Source organism: Bradyrhizobium sp. CCBAU 51627 (assembly GCF_028128765.1).
Classification (GTDB): Bacteria; Pseudomonadota; Alphaproteobacteria; order Rhizobiales; family Xanthobacteraceae; genus Bradyrhizobium.
Genome location: NZ_LBJG01000005.1, coordinates 229036 through 245272 on the forward strand (window position 1 = coordinate 229036; position 16237 = coordinate 245272).

General features: G+C 64.3%; 14 protein-coding genes. 9 read left to right on the plus strand and 5 right to left on the minus strand.

Annotation, left to right across the window (positions count from 1 at the left end; all coding sequences use genetic code 11):
- Positions 1-176 precede the first annotated feature (176 nt).
- A complete protein-coding gene (locus tag XH88_RS03305; RefSeq protein WP_271613979.1) occupies positions 177-716 on the plus strand; it encodes a hypothetical protein in 540 nt (179 codons plus the stop codon).
- A 25-nt stretch (positions 717-741) separates the two neighbouring features.
- Here the strand turns inward: XH88_RS03305 and XH88_RS03310 are convergent, their stop codons facing one another.
- From XH88_RS03310 to XH88_RS03325, 4 genes are all read right to left on the minus strand, one after another.
- Entirely contained in the window at positions 742-2217 is a 1476-nt protein-coding gene (locus XH88_RS03310) for an FAD-binding oxidoreductase (RefSeq protein WP_271613980.1), read from the minus strand.
- Positions 2218-3090: 873 nt separating this feature from the next.
- Positions 3091-4386, minus strand: coding sequence for an MFS transporter (locus XH88_RS03315; RefSeq protein WP_271613981.1), 1296 nt, complete (start codon positions 4384-4386; stop codon positions 3091-3093).
- A gap of 114 nt (positions 4387-4500) precedes the next feature.
- Positions 4501-5697, minus strand: a complete 1197-nt coding sequence (locus XH88_RS03320; protein ID WP_271613982.1) for an acetyl-CoA C-acyltransferase — start codon at positions 5695-5697, stop codon at positions 4501-4503.
- A 263-nt stretch (positions 5698-5960) separates the two neighbouring features.
- On the minus strand, positions 5961-6731 hold the full coding sequence (locus tag XH88_RS03325; protein WP_271613983.1) for an enoyl-CoA hydratase: 771 nt from the start codon (positions 6729-6731) through the stop codon (positions 5961-5963).
- Positions 6732-6882: 151 nt separating this feature from the next.
- Between XH88_RS03325 and XH88_RS03330 the strand changes: the two genes are divergently transcribed.
- Together XH88_RS03330 and XH88_RS03335 are read left to right on the plus strand one after the other, a co-directional pair.
- Positions 6883-7422 (plus strand): PaaI family thioesterase, encoded by a 540-nt coding sequence (locus XH88_RS03330; RefSeq protein WP_271613984.1) that lies wholly within the window; start codon positions 6883-6885, stop codon positions 7420-7422.
- A gap of 59 nt (positions 7423-7481) precedes the next feature.
- Positions 7482-8102, plus strand: coding sequence for a TetR/AcrR family transcriptional regulator (locus tag XH88_RS03335; RefSeq protein ID WP_271613985.1), 621 nt, complete (start codon positions 7482-7484; stop codon positions 8100-8102).
- An 11-nt stretch (positions 8103-8113) separates the two neighbouring features.
- On the opposite strand, the gene XH88_RS03340 is transcribed toward XH88_RS03335, so the two are convergent.
- Positions 8114-9022, minus strand: coding sequence for a LysR family transcriptional regulator (locus XH88_RS03340; protein WP_271613986.1), 909 nt, complete (start codon positions 9020-9022; stop codon positions 8114-8116).
- Positions 9023-9124: 102 nt separating this feature from the next.
- Between XH88_RS03340 and XH88_RS03345 the strand changes: the two genes are divergently transcribed.
- From XH88_RS03345 to XH88_RS03370, 6 genes are all read left to right on the plus strand, one after another.
- A complete protein-coding gene (locus XH88_RS03345; protein ID WP_271613987.1) occupies positions 9125-10621 on the plus strand; it encodes a CoA-acylating methylmalonate-semialdehyde dehydrogenase in 1497 nt (498 codons plus the stop codon).
- A gap of 151 nt (positions 10622-10772) precedes the next feature.
- Positions 10773-11918 (plus strand): isobutyryl-CoA dehydrogenase, encoded by a 1146-nt coding sequence (locus XH88_RS03350; protein ID WP_271613988.1) that lies wholly within the window; start codon positions 10773-10775, stop codon positions 11916-11918.
- Positions 11915-12982 carry an enoyl-CoA hydratase/isomerase family protein gene (locus XH88_RS03355; protein ID WP_271613989.1) on the plus strand — a complete coding sequence of 356 codons (1068 nt, stop codon included), beginning with the start codon at positions 11915-11917 and terminating at the stop codon, positions 12980-12982. The genes XH88_RS03350 and XH88_RS03355 overlap by 4 nt, the downstream gene beginning before the upstream one ends.
- Positions 12983-13008: 26 nt before the next feature.
- The gene (gene mmsB / locus XH88_RS03360) at positions 13009-13899 is read left to right on the plus strand and encodes a 3-hydroxyisobutyrate dehydrogenase (protein ID WP_271613990.1); all 891 of its coding nucleotides are present in this window, start codon (positions 13009-13011) and stop codon (positions 13897-13899) included.
- Positions 13899-15617, plus strand: coding sequence for an AMP-binding protein (locus XH88_RS03365; protein ID WP_271613991.1), 1719 nt, complete (start codon positions 13899-13901; stop codon positions 15615-15617). Before mmsB ends, XH88_RS03365 begins: the two co-directional genes overlap by 1 nt.
- On the plus strand, positions 15618-16094 hold the full coding sequence (locus tag XH88_RS03370; protein ID WP_271613992.1) for a MaoC family dehydratase: 477 nt from the start codon (positions 15618-15620) through the stop codon (positions 16092-16094).
- Positions 16095-16237 lie beyond the last annotated feature (143 nt).

Genomic DNA, 16237 nt, shown 5'->3' on the forward strand with positions numbered 1-16237 from the left:
AGCGTCTCACCGTGGACACGTCTGGATTGCGTTGTCGCAATGCGGGCGAGCGAGAACACAATCCGAAGCAACGACGCCCAAATCCAGCCATTTTTCGCCGCGCTTCAGGCCCATTTCGGTCAAACCGATATCGGTAGCTCGTCGCCGGGGCAGGGTCCTCCAACCGGAGTCCTGCAATGATCAAGCCAGTAATTTCTGCGTGTTTCCTTATTGCCATTAGTTCAGTTGCCACCGAAGCGCGACCCTATCGCAATCTTCAAGCGCCTGAGTGCAACGTCACCATGCCCTGCGACTTCTCGTATTCGCAAACGCAACGCGAGCGAGCTCCCAGGCATTCCCTGCAAGCCTATCGCGCAACGCAAATGAGGGTGGCCGACGCGGGGTACACTGCCACGACAATCAGCGTGTCCGGTGGTGATCGCATCATTGGCGGCCGTCCGGCCGGTTGTCCGTCGTCGTTCTGTGGCTGCGGCGCGGCGATACGCGTGTTCGGTCATGTCGTGCCGGAATTGAATCTCGCATCCAACTGGCTGCGCTTTCCGCGCACGGCGCCGGCGCCGGGAATGGTCGCAGCGCGCCACGGGCACGTCTTCGTGCTGGAGCAGCCGCTCGGCGGCGACATGTGGATGGCGTACGATGCCAATTCGGGTGGCCACGCGACGCGCATGCACGCGCGTTCGCTGCGGGGTTACACCGTCGTCAATCCGCGCGGCTGACAAAGAGGGCGGGTGTCCGGCATCATCACACCCGCAGCACCTTGCCGGGGTTCATGATATTCTGCGGATCGAGCGCGCGCTTGATGGTACGCATGATGTCGAGCTCGGTCTTCGAGCGGTAATGGCTGAGCTCGTCGAGCTTGTCGATACCGATGCCGTGCTCGGCCGAGATCGAGCCGCCCATGGAGGTGACGAGATCGTTCACGGCCCGCGTGATCGCGGCCGTGTATTGGTTCAGCGTCTGCTGATCCATGCCGATGGGCCCCATGAACGAGAAATGCAGATTGCCATCGCCGATATGCCCGAGTGGATAGGGGCGGATGCTCGGGAGAATCTGCAGCACGGCCTTGAGCCCCTTGTCGATGAAGTCTGGAATTCTGGAGATCGCCACCGATACGTCGTAGCTGATCCCCGGTCCCTCCGCCCGCGACGCCTCGGCGACGGCTTCGCGGATGCGCCACATGTTGCGCGATTGATGCCCGGCATGCGCGATCGCCGCGTCGAGCATGCGGCCGGCCTCGAGTTGGTCGGCGAGAAATTGCTCCAGCTTCTCGGCCATGCCTTCAGCGCCATCCCGGCGCGTCCGCGCTGACGACCATTCCAGCAGCAGGAACCATGGCGTGTCCGCCTTGAGCGGGTCTTGGACGCCGGGAATGTGGCGCATCACCATGTCGATGGCGGCGCGGCTCATCAGCTCGCAGGAGCCGACATTGTCCTCGGACGCCGCATGCGCTTCGGACAGGATCTCCAGCGCCGCGCGCGGATCGCGCACTGCCAGCCAGGCGGTGCTGATGTCTTTCGGCGCCGGCCACAGCTTGAGGACCGCCTTGGTGATGATGCCGAGCGTGCCTTCGGCGCCCATGAAGAGGTGCTTGAGGTCGTAGCCGGTGTTGTCCTTCTTTAACGCGCGCAGTCCGTCCCAGACGTCGCCGTTGGGCAGGACGACTTCTAATCCGAGGACGAGATTGCGGGCATTGCCATAGCGCAGCACCTGCACGCCACCGGCATTGGTCGAGAGGTTGCCGCCGATCATGCAGGAGCCCTGGGCGCCAAGGCTGAGCGGCAGAAATCTATCATGCGCCGCCGCGGTCTCCTGAAGCGTTTGCAGCACGCAACCCGCCTCGACGGTCATCGCGTAGCCGACGGGATCGACGTCCAGCACGCGGTTCATCCGCCCCAGCGACAGCACGATACCGGTGTGCGCGGGCCAGGGCGTGGCACCGCCCATCAGTCCCGTGTTGCCGCCCTGAGGCACGATCGCGACGCCATGCTGATGGCAGAGCTGCACGACTTTCGAGACTTCTTCGGCGCTGCCAGGACGAACGACAGCGCCGGCGCCGCCGACCAGCAGGCCGCGCCAGTCCGTCACGAACGGCTGCATGCCGTGATCGTCCTCGATCAGACCTTTCTCGCTTACGATCGCACGCAATGCGTCGCGCACCTGCGCGGTCAACGGAATAGTCGGAATGCTGGGGACGGGCGACGGGAAGGCAGTCGGCATCTTGTTTCCTCTGGCGCATCTTGGTGTGCACTGCGCGCGCGAAGCGCTCGAGGCATTGTCCACGTTTGGCCCGAGAAGTCTAACGGGATTATCGGCAAGCCCGGGTTCGCATCCCGGATATCGATCCAGCTCGGGTCCGAAGCCGGGCCATCACATCGAGGCGTCGGGCAAAACACCCCTGTCAATCCCACCGCGCGAAAATATTCTTGTTTACCGAAATTCGGATATAGCGCATATTGTGCTCATCCCGCCCGCCACAGAGGCGTTTCGCGATCGTCACGAGACGGGGCAGGGAGGCGGTGGCCGCGACGGCGTCGGCGCGCATTCCAGGCTGCAGGGCGGGGATACCCCGTGAGCAGCATGAGCGCGGCACGACACGGCGCTGACAGCGTCCTCGTTCGGCCCCGATGGTGAGCGCACGCCAGCCATCGGAGTAAGGAGCGGGGATGTGCGCGGACGGCAAAATCGTGTGGTCCTGACGCCCGAAGTCTGGCGTCAAGTCTTGTGGTGATGTGAACCGTCCAACCGGATGCACGCATCAGTCATCTGCAAGGCGACGGGGGCAATAGTGCATCGCTCCCCGGGGAGAGCGCGACATAAGCCGTAAAGCCATTGCGCAGGGAAGGCCGGGCGTTCCGGCATCACCTGTAGTCCAACCCGTGCGCGTTGTTTTTGCACACGGGACCGCGGGTGCCTGCCGGCGCCCGGCCTTCCCTGCACCCCTTTGTTCAGGAGGGTGCGAACGGGAGCGCAAAACTCGGGCGAAATCAGCCGCGAGAGCGCGAAGGCATGCCTTCAGCCATGCATGCGAATGCGAAAGGCGTGGTCACGGCGATGCAGCTTGCTCCGTCAGTGCGCGCCAAGCGATGGCTCCTAGGCCATCGCCGGCTTTGCTTGCGGCTTCGGTTGCCGCGACAGGGCCAGCACGATGAGCGAGGCGAACACGCAGAGCGCGCCGGCGACGAAGAAGGCAGGCAGGTAGCTTTGCAGCAACGTCCGCGACAGGCCTGCCCCGAACGCGGCGGTACCGGCGCCGAGTTGATGGCCGGCAAAGATCCAGCCGAACACCAGATTGGCGCGCTCGGGTCCGAACTTCTGCGCGGTGAGGCGCACTGTCGGCGGCACCGTGGCGATCCAGTCGAGCCCGTAGAACATCGCGAAGATCGACAGGCCATAGAAGGAGAAATCGCTGAACGGCAGGAAGATCAGCGAGAGCCCGCGCAGGCCGTAGTACCAGAACAGCAGGAACCGATTGTCATAACGGTCCGACAGCCAGCCCGACATGATGGTGCCGAAGAAATCGAAGATCCCCATCGCCGCCAGCAGGCTTGCAGCCTGCACCTGAGGAATGCCGAAATCGAGGCACATCGGAATCAGGTGCACCTGCACGAGGCCGTTGGTCGAGGCGCCGCAGACGAAGAAGGTCGCAAACAGGATCCAGAACGCGCTGGACTTCGAGGCGTCGCGCAGCGTGCCGAGCGCAACCGCGGTGATCGAGCCATGGCTCACGGGCGGTGTGGGCAGGGGCTCGGTGCCTTCGTCGCCGAAGGGGCGCAGCCCCACATCGCTCGGTCGATCGCGCATGATAAGCATGACCGCTGTTGCGGAGACTCCGAGCATGATGCAGACGAAGCCGAGCGCAAGGCGCCAGCCGAAGCGTTCCGTCAGGCTCGCCAGCAGCGGCAGGAACACGAGCTGGCCGGTGGCGACGCTCGCGGTCATGATGCCGATGACGAGGCCGCGCCGCGCCGCGAACCACCGCGTCGCAATGGTGGCGCCCAGCACCAGCGCGGTCATGCCGGTGCCGATACCGATCACCACGCCCCAGAGCGCCACGAGCTGCCAGACCTGCGTCATGCCGAGCGAGAGCACGAGGGCGGAGACGACGATGAGCTGCGCGGTCAGCGTGACGTTGCGCAGGCCATAGCGGTTGAGAAGGGCGGCTGCGAACGGCGCCATCAGCCCGAACAGGATGAACCGGATCGAGAGCGCGGAGGAGATTTCGGCCGTGCTCCAGCCAAACTCCTTCTGGAGCGGAACGATGAACACGCCGGGCGCGCCGACCGTGCCGGCGCTGATCAGCGCGGCAAAGAAGGTCACGCCGACCATGACCCAGCCATAGTGGACATTGCGGCGGCCGAGCACAGCCGAGAGCCAGTTCGAGATCATTGCCCCTCAATCAGGTTGGCGGGCTCCGGGAGGTCCCGCGTCATCGTTGCAATCTGGCACGGAAGCGGGAAGTCTGAAATGACAGACTTCCCTCGTTTTAGGACGTTGCGGCGGCTAGCGCGCGCGGCGTTCGACCGCGATCGCGGTGGCCTCGCCGCCGCCGATGCAGAGCGCCGCGACGCCGCGCTTGAGGTTGTTGGCCTCGAGCGCGTGCAGCAGCGTCACGATCAGCCGCGCGCCGGTGGCGCCGATGGGATGACCGAGCGCGCAGGCACCGCCATTGATGTTGAGCTTGTCGCGGGGAATGCCGAGATCGCGCTGCGCCGCCATCGCCACCACCGCGAATGCCTCGTTGATCTCGAACAGATCGACATCGGAGGCAGCCCAGCCGACTTTGTCGAGCAGCTTGCGGATCGCCGGGATCGGCGCCGTGGTGAACCATTGCGGCTCCTGACTGTGAGTGGCGTGGCCCTTGATCTCGGCGATGGCAGGCAGGCCGTTGCGGTTCGCGAGCGAACGCTTTGTCAGCACCAGCGCGGCGGCGCCGTCGGCGTTGGCCGAGGAGGCGGCCGGCGTGATGGTGCCGTTGGCGCGGAACGCCGGCTTCAGTCCTGGAATCTTTGCCGGATCGACCTTCAGCGGATGCTCGTCGTTGGCGATGACGCGCGAGCCGGCCTTCTCGGTCAGCGTGATCGGCGCGATCTCGGCCTTGAATGCGCCGCCGTCGACCGCCTTGCGCGCGCGGCTCAGGGTCTCCATCGCATAGGCATCCTGATCCTTGCGGGTGAACTGATAGGCTTCCGCGGTTGCTTCGCCGAAATCGCCCATGGAACGCCCGGTCTCGTAGGCGTCTTCGAGGCCGTCCATCATCATGTGGTCGATGATGCGGTCATGGCCGGCGCGATAACCGCCGCGTGCCTTCGCGAGCAGGTAAGGCGCATTGCTCATGCTCTCCATGCCGCCGGAGACGACGATCTCGGCGGAGCCGGCGCGAATGATATCGTGCGCCAGCATGGTCGCCTTCATGCCGGAGCCGCAGACCTTGTTGACGGTGGTGGCGCCGGTGGCATCGGGCAGGCCGGCGCTACGTGCCGCCTGACGCGCCGGCGCCTGGCCTTGTCCTGCCGGCAGCACGCAACCCATGAACACCTCGTCGACCTTCTCGGGAGCAAGCCCGGCGCGTTCCAGCGCCGCATTGATCACGTGCGATCCGAGCTTGTGTGCGGCAAACGGCGACAACTCGCCCATGAAGCGACCGAGCGGGGTCCGGGCAGCGGAGACGATGACGACGGGATCGGCGGCTTCGGCCATGACGAAACTCCCTGTGGGATGAGTGAGATGATAATCATCATATGATGCGCCGCAAAAAATGCAACCGCGCCCGGCATGAGAAAATGTCGTGATCAGGATGAGAAATGGTTATTCAATTGGAGGAGGAAGTGCCTACAGCGCGCTGTCATCACCCGCGAAAGCGGGTGATCCAGTATTCCAGAGGCGGCGCGGCTGGATCCGAGAAGCCGCGGCGTACTGGATGCCCCGCCTTCGCGGGGCATGACACCGTAGTTGGGACGCCCCTACCGCTTCCTGTTCACGAAGGCCTGCATCAGCCGCGTCGGCTCGTCCGTCAGGAACGACTCGCCGAACACCTTGACGCTGAGGTTTACCGATTCCGTCAACGGCAGCTCCTCCCATTGCCGCAGCAGCGCCTTTTGCGAGCGCAACGCCTCGGGGCCGCATTCGAGCAGCGCCGTCACGAGGTGCTCGATCGCGGCATCCAGGCTGCCAGCCGGTGCGACCTTGTCGACCAGGCCCCAGGCCAGCGCCGTCGGCGCGTCGATGTTCTCCGCCGTCATCACCAGCCAGCGCGCGCGAGCCCAGCCGATCAGGCGCGGCAGCAGCGCAGCGTGAATCACCGAGGGAATGCCGACGCGGACCTCGGGCATGCCGAAATGCGCATCATGTGCGGCGACGCGGAAGTCGCAGGCCGCCGCGACCTCGAGCCCGCCGCCGAGGCACCAGCCGGGCATGCGCGCAATCAGAGGGGCAGGGAATTGGCGCACGGCTTCGCAGAGATCGCGCAGGCGGCTGATGAAGGCCTCGGCAGACTTTTGGTCAAGCTTGGCCATCTCCTTGATGTCGGCGCCCCCGATCATGCTCTTCTCGCTCTGGCCGCGCAGCACCACGACGCGGATGCTCCGGTCGGCGGCGAGCTGTCGCAGGCCGTCGCGTATCGCCTCGGTCACGGGCGAGCCCAGAATATTCAGCGGGCCGGCATTGCAGATCGCGACATGGACGACGCCGCGCGCATCGCGCGTGACGCCACAGTGGTTGTTGAGCATTTCCATCGGGCATCTCAAAGATTTCGTGGACGGGCGCGAGACGCGCCGGTCGGCATCACTTCCGGGCCGAAATGCCTCCCTTGTCAAGCGGGCGGGTGGAGTTGCCAGCGCGAAGTCCGCAGCATAGTATGATTAACATCATACAAAGGGATGGCAGATGACGGAAGCCGATCAACTCGACCTGTTTGCACCGGCGCAGAGGCGCGCGCGCGTGGTGGAGTGGCAGGCGCCCGTGCCCGTTGCGAAAATGGCAATGGGGTTGTCAGGCATGGACGCCATGCTTGGCATCCGCGATGGCCGGCTGCCGCCGCCGCCCTTCGCCAAGCTGATCGGATTCGTCATGGCGGTCGTCGAGCCCGGCCGGATCGTCATGGAACTGGAGCCGCGCGAGGATCTCGAAAACACCATCGGCCTCCTGCATGGTGCGACTGCCGCCGCGCTCCTCGACACCGCCATGGGCTGCGCGATTTCGACGCGGCTGGACGGCGGGAAGTCGTCGGTGACGCTCGACCTGAAGATGACCTTCCTGCGTCCGCTCTCGGTCCGATCGGGGCTGATCTCGGCGGAAGGCAAGGTGATCAAGCTCGGGCGCCAGACCAGCTACACCGAAGGCTTCGTTCGCGACGGTAAGGGGGCACTCGCGGTTCATGCAACTGCAACCTTTTCCATGATCGGCAGCGACTTTACCGGGAATTAATGCGCCGCGGCGGCGCCATCCGTGTTATGAGATGATTTCTGACATCCAATGAGATCAGCATGCGCTATTCCCCGGAACACAAGCAGGAAACCCACGACCGGATCGTGAGGAAGGCGTCCGTGCGGCTGCGCGAAAAGGGTGCCCATGGCATCGGTGTCGCGGACCTCATGAAGGAGGCGGGACTGACCCATGGTGGCTTCTATGCGCATTTTGACTCGCGCGAGGCGCTGGTAATCGAGGCCTTTGCCTACGCCATGGACCGCTCGATGGAACACTGGCGCAAGCAGTCCGATCAGGTCGCGCCCGAGAAGCAGTTCGCACAGATCGTGGAGACCTACCTGTCGGCGCTGCATCGCGACAATCCCGGCCATGGCTGCTCGATCCCCGCGCTCGGCGCCGAGATCGCCCGCGAGAGCCCGAAGACGCGAAAAGCCTTCGCCGGAAAGCTCGACGAGATGATCGAGATGCTGACCGATTTCATCCCGAACATGCCCCGCAAGGCCGCGCGCAAGCAGGCGATCGCCACGCTGGCAATTATGGCCGGCACCATGCTGCTCGCGCGTATCGCCGGCTCCAGCGAGCTGTCGGACGAGGTGCTGAAGGCGGGCAGGGACAGCGCATTGGAGCCGGCGAAACGCCAGCCGAAGGTTGCGGCGGCGAAGAAGGCAAAGCAGAGCTAGGCGAGGAGGCGTTACCGCCCCGCAAACAGAGCCCGCTCGCGCTCCACGATCTCGCCGATGTAATCCGCCACCGCCCGGATCCGCGCGAGGTCCTTGCTGTCGGCATGCATCAGCATCCAGAACGTCCGCGTGATCGAAATCTCCGCGGGCAGCACCGCGACCAGCTGCGGATAATCGCTCGCCATGAAATGCGGCAGCACCGCGATGCCGAAGCCGGAGAGCGTCGCGTTGAGTTGCGCGATCAGATTGGCACTGCGGAAGCGGGCAGAAATGCGCGGCGAGACCTGCGGCAAATAGTCGAGCTCCGGCGTGAACAGCAATTCCTCGATGTAGCCGACGAAACGGTGCTGCAGCAGGTCCTGCCGCGAGGCGATCACAGGAAATCGGTCGAGATAGGCCGGTGCGGCATAGAGCCCCAGCCGATAATCGAGCAGTTTGCGACCGACGATGCGGCCTTCCTTCGGCATGGTCAGGCTAATGGCGATGTCGGCCTCGCGCTTGGAGAGACTGAACAGGCGTGCGGTAGCCACAAGTTGCAGGTCGAGATCGGGATACCGGTCCGCGAAGGGCGTCAGCCGCGGCGCCAGGAAAGCGGTGCCGAATCCATCGGGCGCGCCGATCCGCACCGTGCCGGTCAGCCGCGCCACCGAGCCGCCGACCTGCTCCTGGTTGGCGACGATGGTGGATTCCATCGCCTCCGCGCTGTCGGCGACGCGCTGGCCGGCCTCGGTGAGGAGATAGCCGGTCTTGCGCCGGTCAAACAGCTTGGCCGAGAGATGCTTCTCCAGCCGGTCGACGCGGCGGATTACGGTGGCATGATCGACGCCGAGCTGCTTTGCCGCGGCCGACACCGAGCCGCCCCTTACGATGGCCAGCACGAAGCGGAAGTCGTCCCAGTCGATAGCGCCTTGATCCAGCATTTTCGCACATCTATGGTGCAATATCTCGGACTTGAATCCCAATAAATGCAGGTCGATAGGATTTGTCAAAGCGTTCCAGCTCGCCCTCAAGGAGATCATTCCATGCGTTCAGTCGGACATTTCATCGGTGGCAAGGAGGTGAAGGGTACGTCGGGCCGGACGGCAGACGTCTTCGAGCCGATGACCGGTGACGTTCAGGCCAAGGTCGCCCTCGCATCCAAGGCCGAAGTCCGCGCCGCCGTCGAGAACGCCCGCGCCGCGCAGCCGGAATGGGCCGCGACCAACCCTCAGCGGCGCGCCCGCGTCATGATGAAATTCCTCGAGCTGGTGCAGCGCGACTACGACAAGCTCGCCGAGCTGCTCGCGCGTGAGCACGGCAAGACCGTGCCTGACGCCAAGGGCGACATTCAGCGCGGCCTTGAGGTCGCCGAGTTTGCCTGTGGCATCCCGCATCTGATGAAGGGCGAGTACACCGAGGGCGCAGGCCCCGGTATCGACATTTATTCCATGCGTCAGCCGCTTGGCGTCGTCGCCGGCATCACGCCGTTCAACTTCCCGGCCATGATTCCGATGTGGAAATTCGCGCCCGCGATCGCCTGCGGCAACGCCTTCATCCTCAAGCCGTCGGAGCGCGATCCCGGCGTGCCGATGAAGCTCGCCGAGCTGATGATCGAGGCGGGCCTGCCGGCCGGCATCCTCAATGTCGTCAACGGCGACAAGGAAGCGGTCGACGCCATTCTCGACGACCCTGATATCAAGGCCATCGGCTTCGTCGGCTCCACGCCGATCGCGCAGTATATCTATGAGCGCGCTGCCCAGACTGGAAAGCGTTGCCAGTGTTTCGGTGGCGCCAAGAACCACGCCATCATCATGCCCGACGCGGATATGGACCAGGCCGTCGACGCGCTGATCGGCGCGGGCTACGGCTCGGCTGGCGAGCGCTGCATGGCAGTCTCCGTTGCGGTGCCCGTGGGCAAGACCACCGCCGACCGCCTGATGGACAGGCTGATCCCGCGCGTCGAAAGCCTCAAGATCGGCACTTCGATCGATCCGTCGGCCGATTATGGTCCGCTGGTGACGCGTGAGGCGGTCGAGAAGGTCAAGAGCTACATTGACATCGGCATCAAGGAAGGCGCAACGCTTGCCGTCGACGGCCGCGGCTTCAAGATGCAGGGCTATGAGAACGGCTTCTATCTCGGCGGTTCGCTGTTCGACAACGTCACCAAGGACATGCGGATCTACAAGGAAGAGATCTTCGGGCCCGTGCTGTCGGTCGTGCGCGCCCATGACTACAAGGAAGCGCTGGCGCTGCCGTCCGAACATGACTACGGCAACGGCGTTGCCATCTTCACCCGCGACGGCGACGCCGCGCGCGACTTCGCGGCCAAGGTCAACGTCGGCATGGTCGGCATCAACGTGCCGATCCCCGTGCCGATCGCCTATTACACCTTCGGCGGCTGGAAGAAGTCCGGCTTCGGCGATCTCAATCAGCACGGTCCGGATTCGGTCCGCTTCTATACCAAGACCAAGACTGTGACCTCGCGCTGGCCGTCCGGCGTCAAGGAAGGTGCGGAGTTCTCGATCCCGACGATGAAGTAAGGCTGTAGCCCAGCCCGTCATCGCGAGCGCAGCGAAGCAATCCAGACTGTCACTGCGGAAAGATCCTGGATTGCTTCGTCGCTTCAGTGCAAAATTGCTCCGCAGTTTTGTCATGAGCTCCTCGCAATGGCGAGAACAGTGAGCAGCCGGCATGCAGTTCGCTCTGAATGAGGATCAGGTCGCGGTTCGCGACATGGCGTTGGCGTTTGCGGCGGAGAAGATCGCGCCGCACGCGCTGCGCTGGGACGAGGAGAAGCACTTCCCCGTCGAGGTGATGCGCGAGGCAGCAAGCCTCGGGATGGGTGGCATCTACATCCGCGACGATGTCGGGGGCTCCGCGATGTCGCGGTTCGACGCAGCTCTGATTTTCGAGGCGCTGGCGACGGGTTGTCCGACCGTCTCGGCCTTCATCTCCATCCACAACATGGCAAGCTGGATGATTGATGCCTTCGGCAGCGACACCCAGCGCCATCAATGGCTGCCGAAGCTCTGTTCGATGGAGCTGATCGCGAGTTATTGCCTCACCGAGCCCGGCGCCGGCTCCGATGCTGCTGCGCTGCGAACCCGCGCCGTGCGCGACGGCGATCACTACATCCTCAACGGTCAGAAGCAGTTCATCTCAGGCGCCGGCGGCACTGATCTCCTGGTCGTGATGGTCCGCACCGGCGGCGATGGCTCCGGCGGCATCTCGACCCTCGTCATCGACGGCAAGACGCCGGGCGTCTCCTTCGGTGCCAATGAGCGCAAGATGGGCTGGAATGCGCAGCCAACCCGCGCTGTGATGTTCGAGAACGCCCGCGTGCCGGTTGCCAACAGGCTGAGCGAAGAGGGCGTTGGCTTCAAGATCGCGATGGCTGGCCTCGATGGCGGCCGCCTCAACATCACCGCGTGCTCGGTCGGCGGCGCGCAGACCGCGCTCGACAAGGCGCGCGCCTACATGAAGGAGCGGAAGGCGTTTGGAAAGCGTCTCGATGAATTCCAGGCGCTGCAATTCCGTCTTGCCGACATGGCGATCGAGCTCGAGGCCGCGCGCACGTTCCTGTGGCGCGCCGCCGCCGCGCTCGACCGCAAGGACCCCGACGCGACCATGCTGTGCGCGATGGCAAAGCGCTTCGGCACCGATGTCGGGTTCGAGGTCGCGAACCATGCGCTGCAGCTTCACGGCGGCTACGGATACCTCAGCGAATACGGCATCGAGAAGATCGTGCGGGACTTGCGCGTGCACCAGATCCTCGAAGGGACCAATGAAATCATGCGGCTCATCGTCGCGCGCAAGTTGATCGAGGGCGCGAGATGAGTGGAGCGGAAGAGGGCGATCTCATCGCTCGCGTCGAGGGTTCGGCCGGGGTGATCAGGCTGAATCGTCCCAAGGCGATCAATGCCGTGACGCTGGAGATGTTTCGCGACATCGACAAGGCGCTCGACCGCTTCGAGACTGATCCCGCCGTAGCCGTGATCTTGCTGGAAGGCTCCGGCGAGCGCGGCTTGTGCGCCGGCGGTGACATTCGCACGCTCTGGGAAAGCTCCAAGGTCAATGGCGATCTCGGCAAGATCCTGTGGCGCGAGGAGTACATCCTCAACGCCCGGATAAAGAAGTTTCCAAAGCCCTATGTCGCTTTCATGGACGGCATCGTGATGGGCGGCGGCGTCGGCTTGTCCGCGCATGCGAGCCATCGTGTCGTCACGGATCGTACCAAGCTCGCGATGCCGGAAGTCGGCCTCGGCTTCTTCCCCGATGTCGGCGGCACCTATCTGCTGTCCCATTCGCCGGGCGAAATCGGCACTTATTTCGGGCTCACCGGCCAGACCATGAACGGGCCGGACGCGATCCACGCGAAGTTCGCGGATGCGGTGGTGCTGGCCGTCAAATGGCCGGAACTGCGTGAGGCACTGACCAAGGTCCGTGAGGGCGTGACTGCGGGGGAGGTCACCAAACTGATCAACGGTTTTGCGAGCGACGGAATTGCAGGACCGGTCGCAGCAAGAGAGCCTGTGATCGACGCTCTGTTCGGCTTCGATCGCATGGATGACATCTTCGCTGCGCTCAAGCGCGATGGCTCCGAGTTCGCGCTGGCCACGCTGAAGACGCTCAACGAAAAATCCCCGCGCGGCATGGTGGTGACGCTGAAGCTCTTGCGGCTCGCGCGCGCATCTTCGAGCCTGGAAGAATGCCTGGTACGGGAATATCGGGCCGCGCTGGAAGTGTTCCGGAGCGACGACTTCCGCGAAGGCGTGCGCGCGGCCGTGATCGACAAGGACCGCAATCCGACCTGGTCGCCGCCGCGGATCGAGGATGTGACGCCTCAAATGCTGGCGCCGTATTTCGCCGAGATCGGCGCCGACGAGCTCAAGTTCAACTGACCAACGCGACAAGGGGAGAAACGACAATGGCCACGATCGCATTCATCGGTCTCGGCAACATGGGCGGCCCGATGGCGGCCAACCTCGTCAAGGCCGGCCACGAGGTGGTGGCATTCGATCTCGTCGAGGCTTCCCGCAATCAGGCCAAGGCCGACGGCGCCGGCATCGCGGACAGCGCCGCGGGCGCTGCGAAGGGCGCCGAGGTCGTTGTCACCATGCTCCCGGCCGGCAAGCACGTGCTCGGCGTGTGGAATGAAGTCCTTCCCGCCATGACCAAAGGCGCGCTGATCATCGACAGCTCCACCATCGATGTCGAGAGTGCGCGGCAGGCCCACGCGCTCGCGGCCAAGCACGGCGTGCTCTCGGTTGACGCGCCGGTCTCCGGCGGGACCGGCGGCGCCAAGGGTGCCACGCTCACCTTCATGTGCGGCGGCGAGGCGAACGCATTCGCGGCGGCCAAGCCGGTGCTGGAAAACATGGGCAAGAAGATCGTGCATTGCGGCGGCGCCGGCGCCGGGCAGGCGGCCAAGATCTGCAACAACATGATCCTCGGCATTTCCATGATCGCCGTAAGCGAAGCCTTCGCGCTTGGCGAGAAGCTTGGCCTCTCGCACCAGGCGCTCTTTGATGTCGCCTCGACCTCATCGGGCCAATGCTGGTCGCTCACGACCTATTGCCCGGTTCCGGGCCCGGTGCCGACCTCGCCGGCCAACAACGACTACAAGCCGGGCTTTGCCTCGGCGCTGATGGTGAAAGACCTGACCCTGGCGCAGGATGCCGCCAAGGCCGCCGGCGCGGCGACGCCGCTGGGCAAGCATGCGCAGGAGATCTATCAGTCTTTCGACGCAGCCGGCCAGGGCGGGGTGGATTTTTCCGGAATTATCAAGCACGTTAGGGGGCTAGCCGGGAAAGCTTAATGACGACATTTCAGGACGCGCGCGCGTTTCTTCTCGCTCACCGCACCGATTACGAGACAGCGGTCAGGGATTTCCGCTGGCCGGATCCAGTCCCCTTCAACTGGGCGCTCGACTGGTTCGACGCGGGGCTGGCGACGAATGCGGAGAGCAAGGACCGGCCCGCGCTCTGGATTGTCGATGCGGCCCAGGACAAGCAAACCAAATTGTCCTTCGCTGCGCTCTCAAAGCGCTCCAATCAGGTCGCGAACTTTCTCCGTGCGCAGGGCCTGAAGCGCGGCGATCATCTGCTGCTGCTGCTCGGCAATGTGGTACCGCTGTGGGAGACGATGCTCGCGGCAATCAAGCTCGGTGTTGTCGTGATTCCCGCGACCACGCTGCTTACCGCCGACGAGCTGCGCGATCGGCTCGATCGCGGCAAGGCGAGGGCGGTCGTTGCCGCGCAGGATCAGGTCGCGAAATTCGCAAGCCTTGGTATCGAGAATATCGTCCGCGTCGTTGTCGGCGAACCGTCCGACGGCTGGTTGTCCTATGATGAGGCGGCGAAGACCCCGGAAAGCTTCACGCCCGACGGTCCGACCAAGGCCGACGACCCGATGCTGCTCTATTTCACCTCGGGCACCACGGCAAAGCCAAAGCTGGTACGGCACAGCCAGCGCAGCTACCCGGTTGGCCATCTCTCGACCATGTACTGGATCGGGCTGAAGCCCGGAGACGTCCATCTCAATATTTCCTCGCCCGGCTGGGCCAAGCACGCCTGGAGTTGTTTCTTCGCGCCGTGGAATGCGGGTGCCACCGTGTTCGTGGTCAATCAGCCGCGCTTCGATGCCAAGGGTCTGCTCGCCACCATCGGACGCTGCGGTGTCACGACGTTATGTGCGCCGCCGACGGTGTGGCGCTTGTTCATTCAGGAGAACCTGGCTTCATTCAAAGTTGCCTTGCGCGAAGTCTGCGGCGCCGGCGAGCCGCTCAACCCGGAAGTGATCGACCAGGTGCAGGCCGCTTGGGGTCTCACCATCCGCGACGGTTACGGCCAGACCGAGACCACCGCGCTTGCCGGCAATTCGCCGGAGCAAAAGATCAAGGTCGGCTCGATGGGCCGACCGCTGCCGGGCTATCGCGTGCAGGTCAGCGATGCCGACGGCCATCCGGCGAAGGAAGGCGAAATCGCGCTGCTGCTGGGCGCCGATCGTCCCGCCGGCCTGATGCAGGGCTATCAGGGTGAGGATGGCAAGCTGTCCGGCGCGGAAGGCGAGCTTTATCGCAGCGGTGACGTCGTGTTCGAAGACGAGGACGGCTATCTCACCTTCGTCGGCCGCTCCGACGACGTGTTCAAGTCATCAGACTACCGCATCAGCCCGTTCGAGCTGGAGAGCGTGCTGCTCGAGCATGAGCTGGTCGCGGAAGCCGCCGTGGTGCCGAGCCCCGATCCCATCAGGCTTGCGATCCCCAAGGCGTTCGTGCTGCTGACGTCGGGCGCGGAGCGCACGCGGGAGACGGCGCTCTCCATCTTCAAGCACCTGCACGGGCGGCTGGCGCCGTTCAAGCGGATCCGCCGGCTCGAAATCGTCACCGAATTGCCGAAGACGATCTCTGGCAAAATCCGCCGTGTGCAGCTACGACGGCTCGAACGCGACGATGATCGCAACGATCCGCTGCGCGGCCGGGAATTCCGTGAGGAGGATTTTCCGGAACTGCCGAAAACACGGAGTGAGACTTAAGTGAACCAAATCTGGAAGAAGCCGCCGATCACGCTGGAGGCCTATCAGGCCCTGGTCGGCAAGGAGATCGGCGTGTCGTCCTGGCATCTGATCGACCAGCCCCGTATCGACGCCTTCGCAGACGTGACCGAGGATCATCAGTTCATCCATGTCGACCCCGAACGGGCCAAGGAGATCGCGTTCGGCACCACCATCGCACACGGTTTCCTGACCATGTCGGTGTTGTCGGTGATGTCCTACGAAGTGATGCCGGCGATTGCGGGCACCACGATGGGCGTGAATTACGGCTTCGACAAGCTGCGCTTCATTTCGCCGGTCCGCTCGGGCAGGCGCGTCCGCGGGCGTTTCGTGCTGGCCGAAGCCAAGCTGCGAAAGGCAGGCGAATTGCAGTCTCGCACCAACGTGACGGTGGAGATCGAAGGCGAGGACAAGCCCGCGCTGGTCGCGGACTGGCTCGGACTGATCTATATCGCTTGACCTGAGACGTCGTTGCCGGGCTTGACCCGGCGACCCATCGCTGCTCAAAAGCTGCCAAATCTCTCCCGGAGCGCTCTTACCCTCTCCCCCTGTGGGAGAGGGTGGCTTCGCGGAACGCGAAGCCGGGTGAGGGGTATCTCTCC

Bases quoted from the DNA above. Each gene is read 5' to 3' on its own strand.
- XH88_RS03340 (WP_271613986.1), bottom strand. From the start codon at position 9,022: ATGCTGGATCAAGGCGCTATCGACTGGGACGACTTCCGCTTCGTGCTG.
- XH88_RS03320 (WP_271613982.1), bottom strand. From the start codon at position 5,697: ATGGCCGAAGCCGCCGATCCCGTCGTCATCGTCTCCGCTGCCCGGACC.
- XH88_RS03315 (WP_271613981.1), bottom strand. From the start codon at position 4,386: ATGATCTCGAACTGGCTCTCGGCTGTGCTCGGCCGCCGCAATGTCCAC.
- XH88_RS03305 (WP_271613979.1), top strand. From the start codon at position 177: ATGATCAAGCCAGTAATTTCTGCGTGTTTCCTTATTGCCATTAGTTCA.
- XH88_RS03310 (WP_271613980.1), bottom strand. From the start codon at position 2,217: ATGCCGACTGCCTTCCCGTCGCCCGTCCCCAGCATTCCGACTATTCCG.
- XH88_RS03330 (WP_271613984.1), top strand. From the start codon at position 6,883: ATGACGGAAGCCGATCAACTCGACCTGTTTGCACCGGCGCAGAGGCGC.
- XH88_RS03335 (WP_271613985.1), top strand. From the start codon at position 7,482: ATGCGCTATTCCCCGGAACACAAGCAGGAAACCCACGACCGGATCGTG.
- XH88_RS03365 (WP_271613991.1), top strand. From the start codon at position 13,899: ATGACGACATTTCAGGACGCGCGCGCGTTTCTTCTCGCTCACCGCACC.
- XH88_RS03345 (WP_271613987.1), top strand. From the start codon at position 9,125: ATGCGTTCAGTCGGACATTTCATCGGTGGCAAGGAGGTGAAGGGTACG.
- XH88_RS03350 (WP_271613988.1), top strand. From the start codon at position 10,773: ATGCAGTTCGCTCTGAATGAGGATCAGGTCGCGGTTCGCGACATGGCG.
- XH88_RS03355 (WP_271613989.1), top strand. From the start codon at position 11,915: ATGAGTGGAGCGGAAGAGGGCGATCTCATCGCTCGCGTCGAGGGTTCG.
- XH88_RS03325 (WP_271613983.1), bottom strand. From the start codon at position 6,731: ATGGAAATGCTCAACAACCACTGTGGCGTCACGCGCGATGCGCGCGGC.
- mmsB (WP_271613990.1), top strand. From the start codon at position 13,009: ATGGCCACGATCGCATTCATCGGTCTCGGCAACATGGGCGGCCCGATG.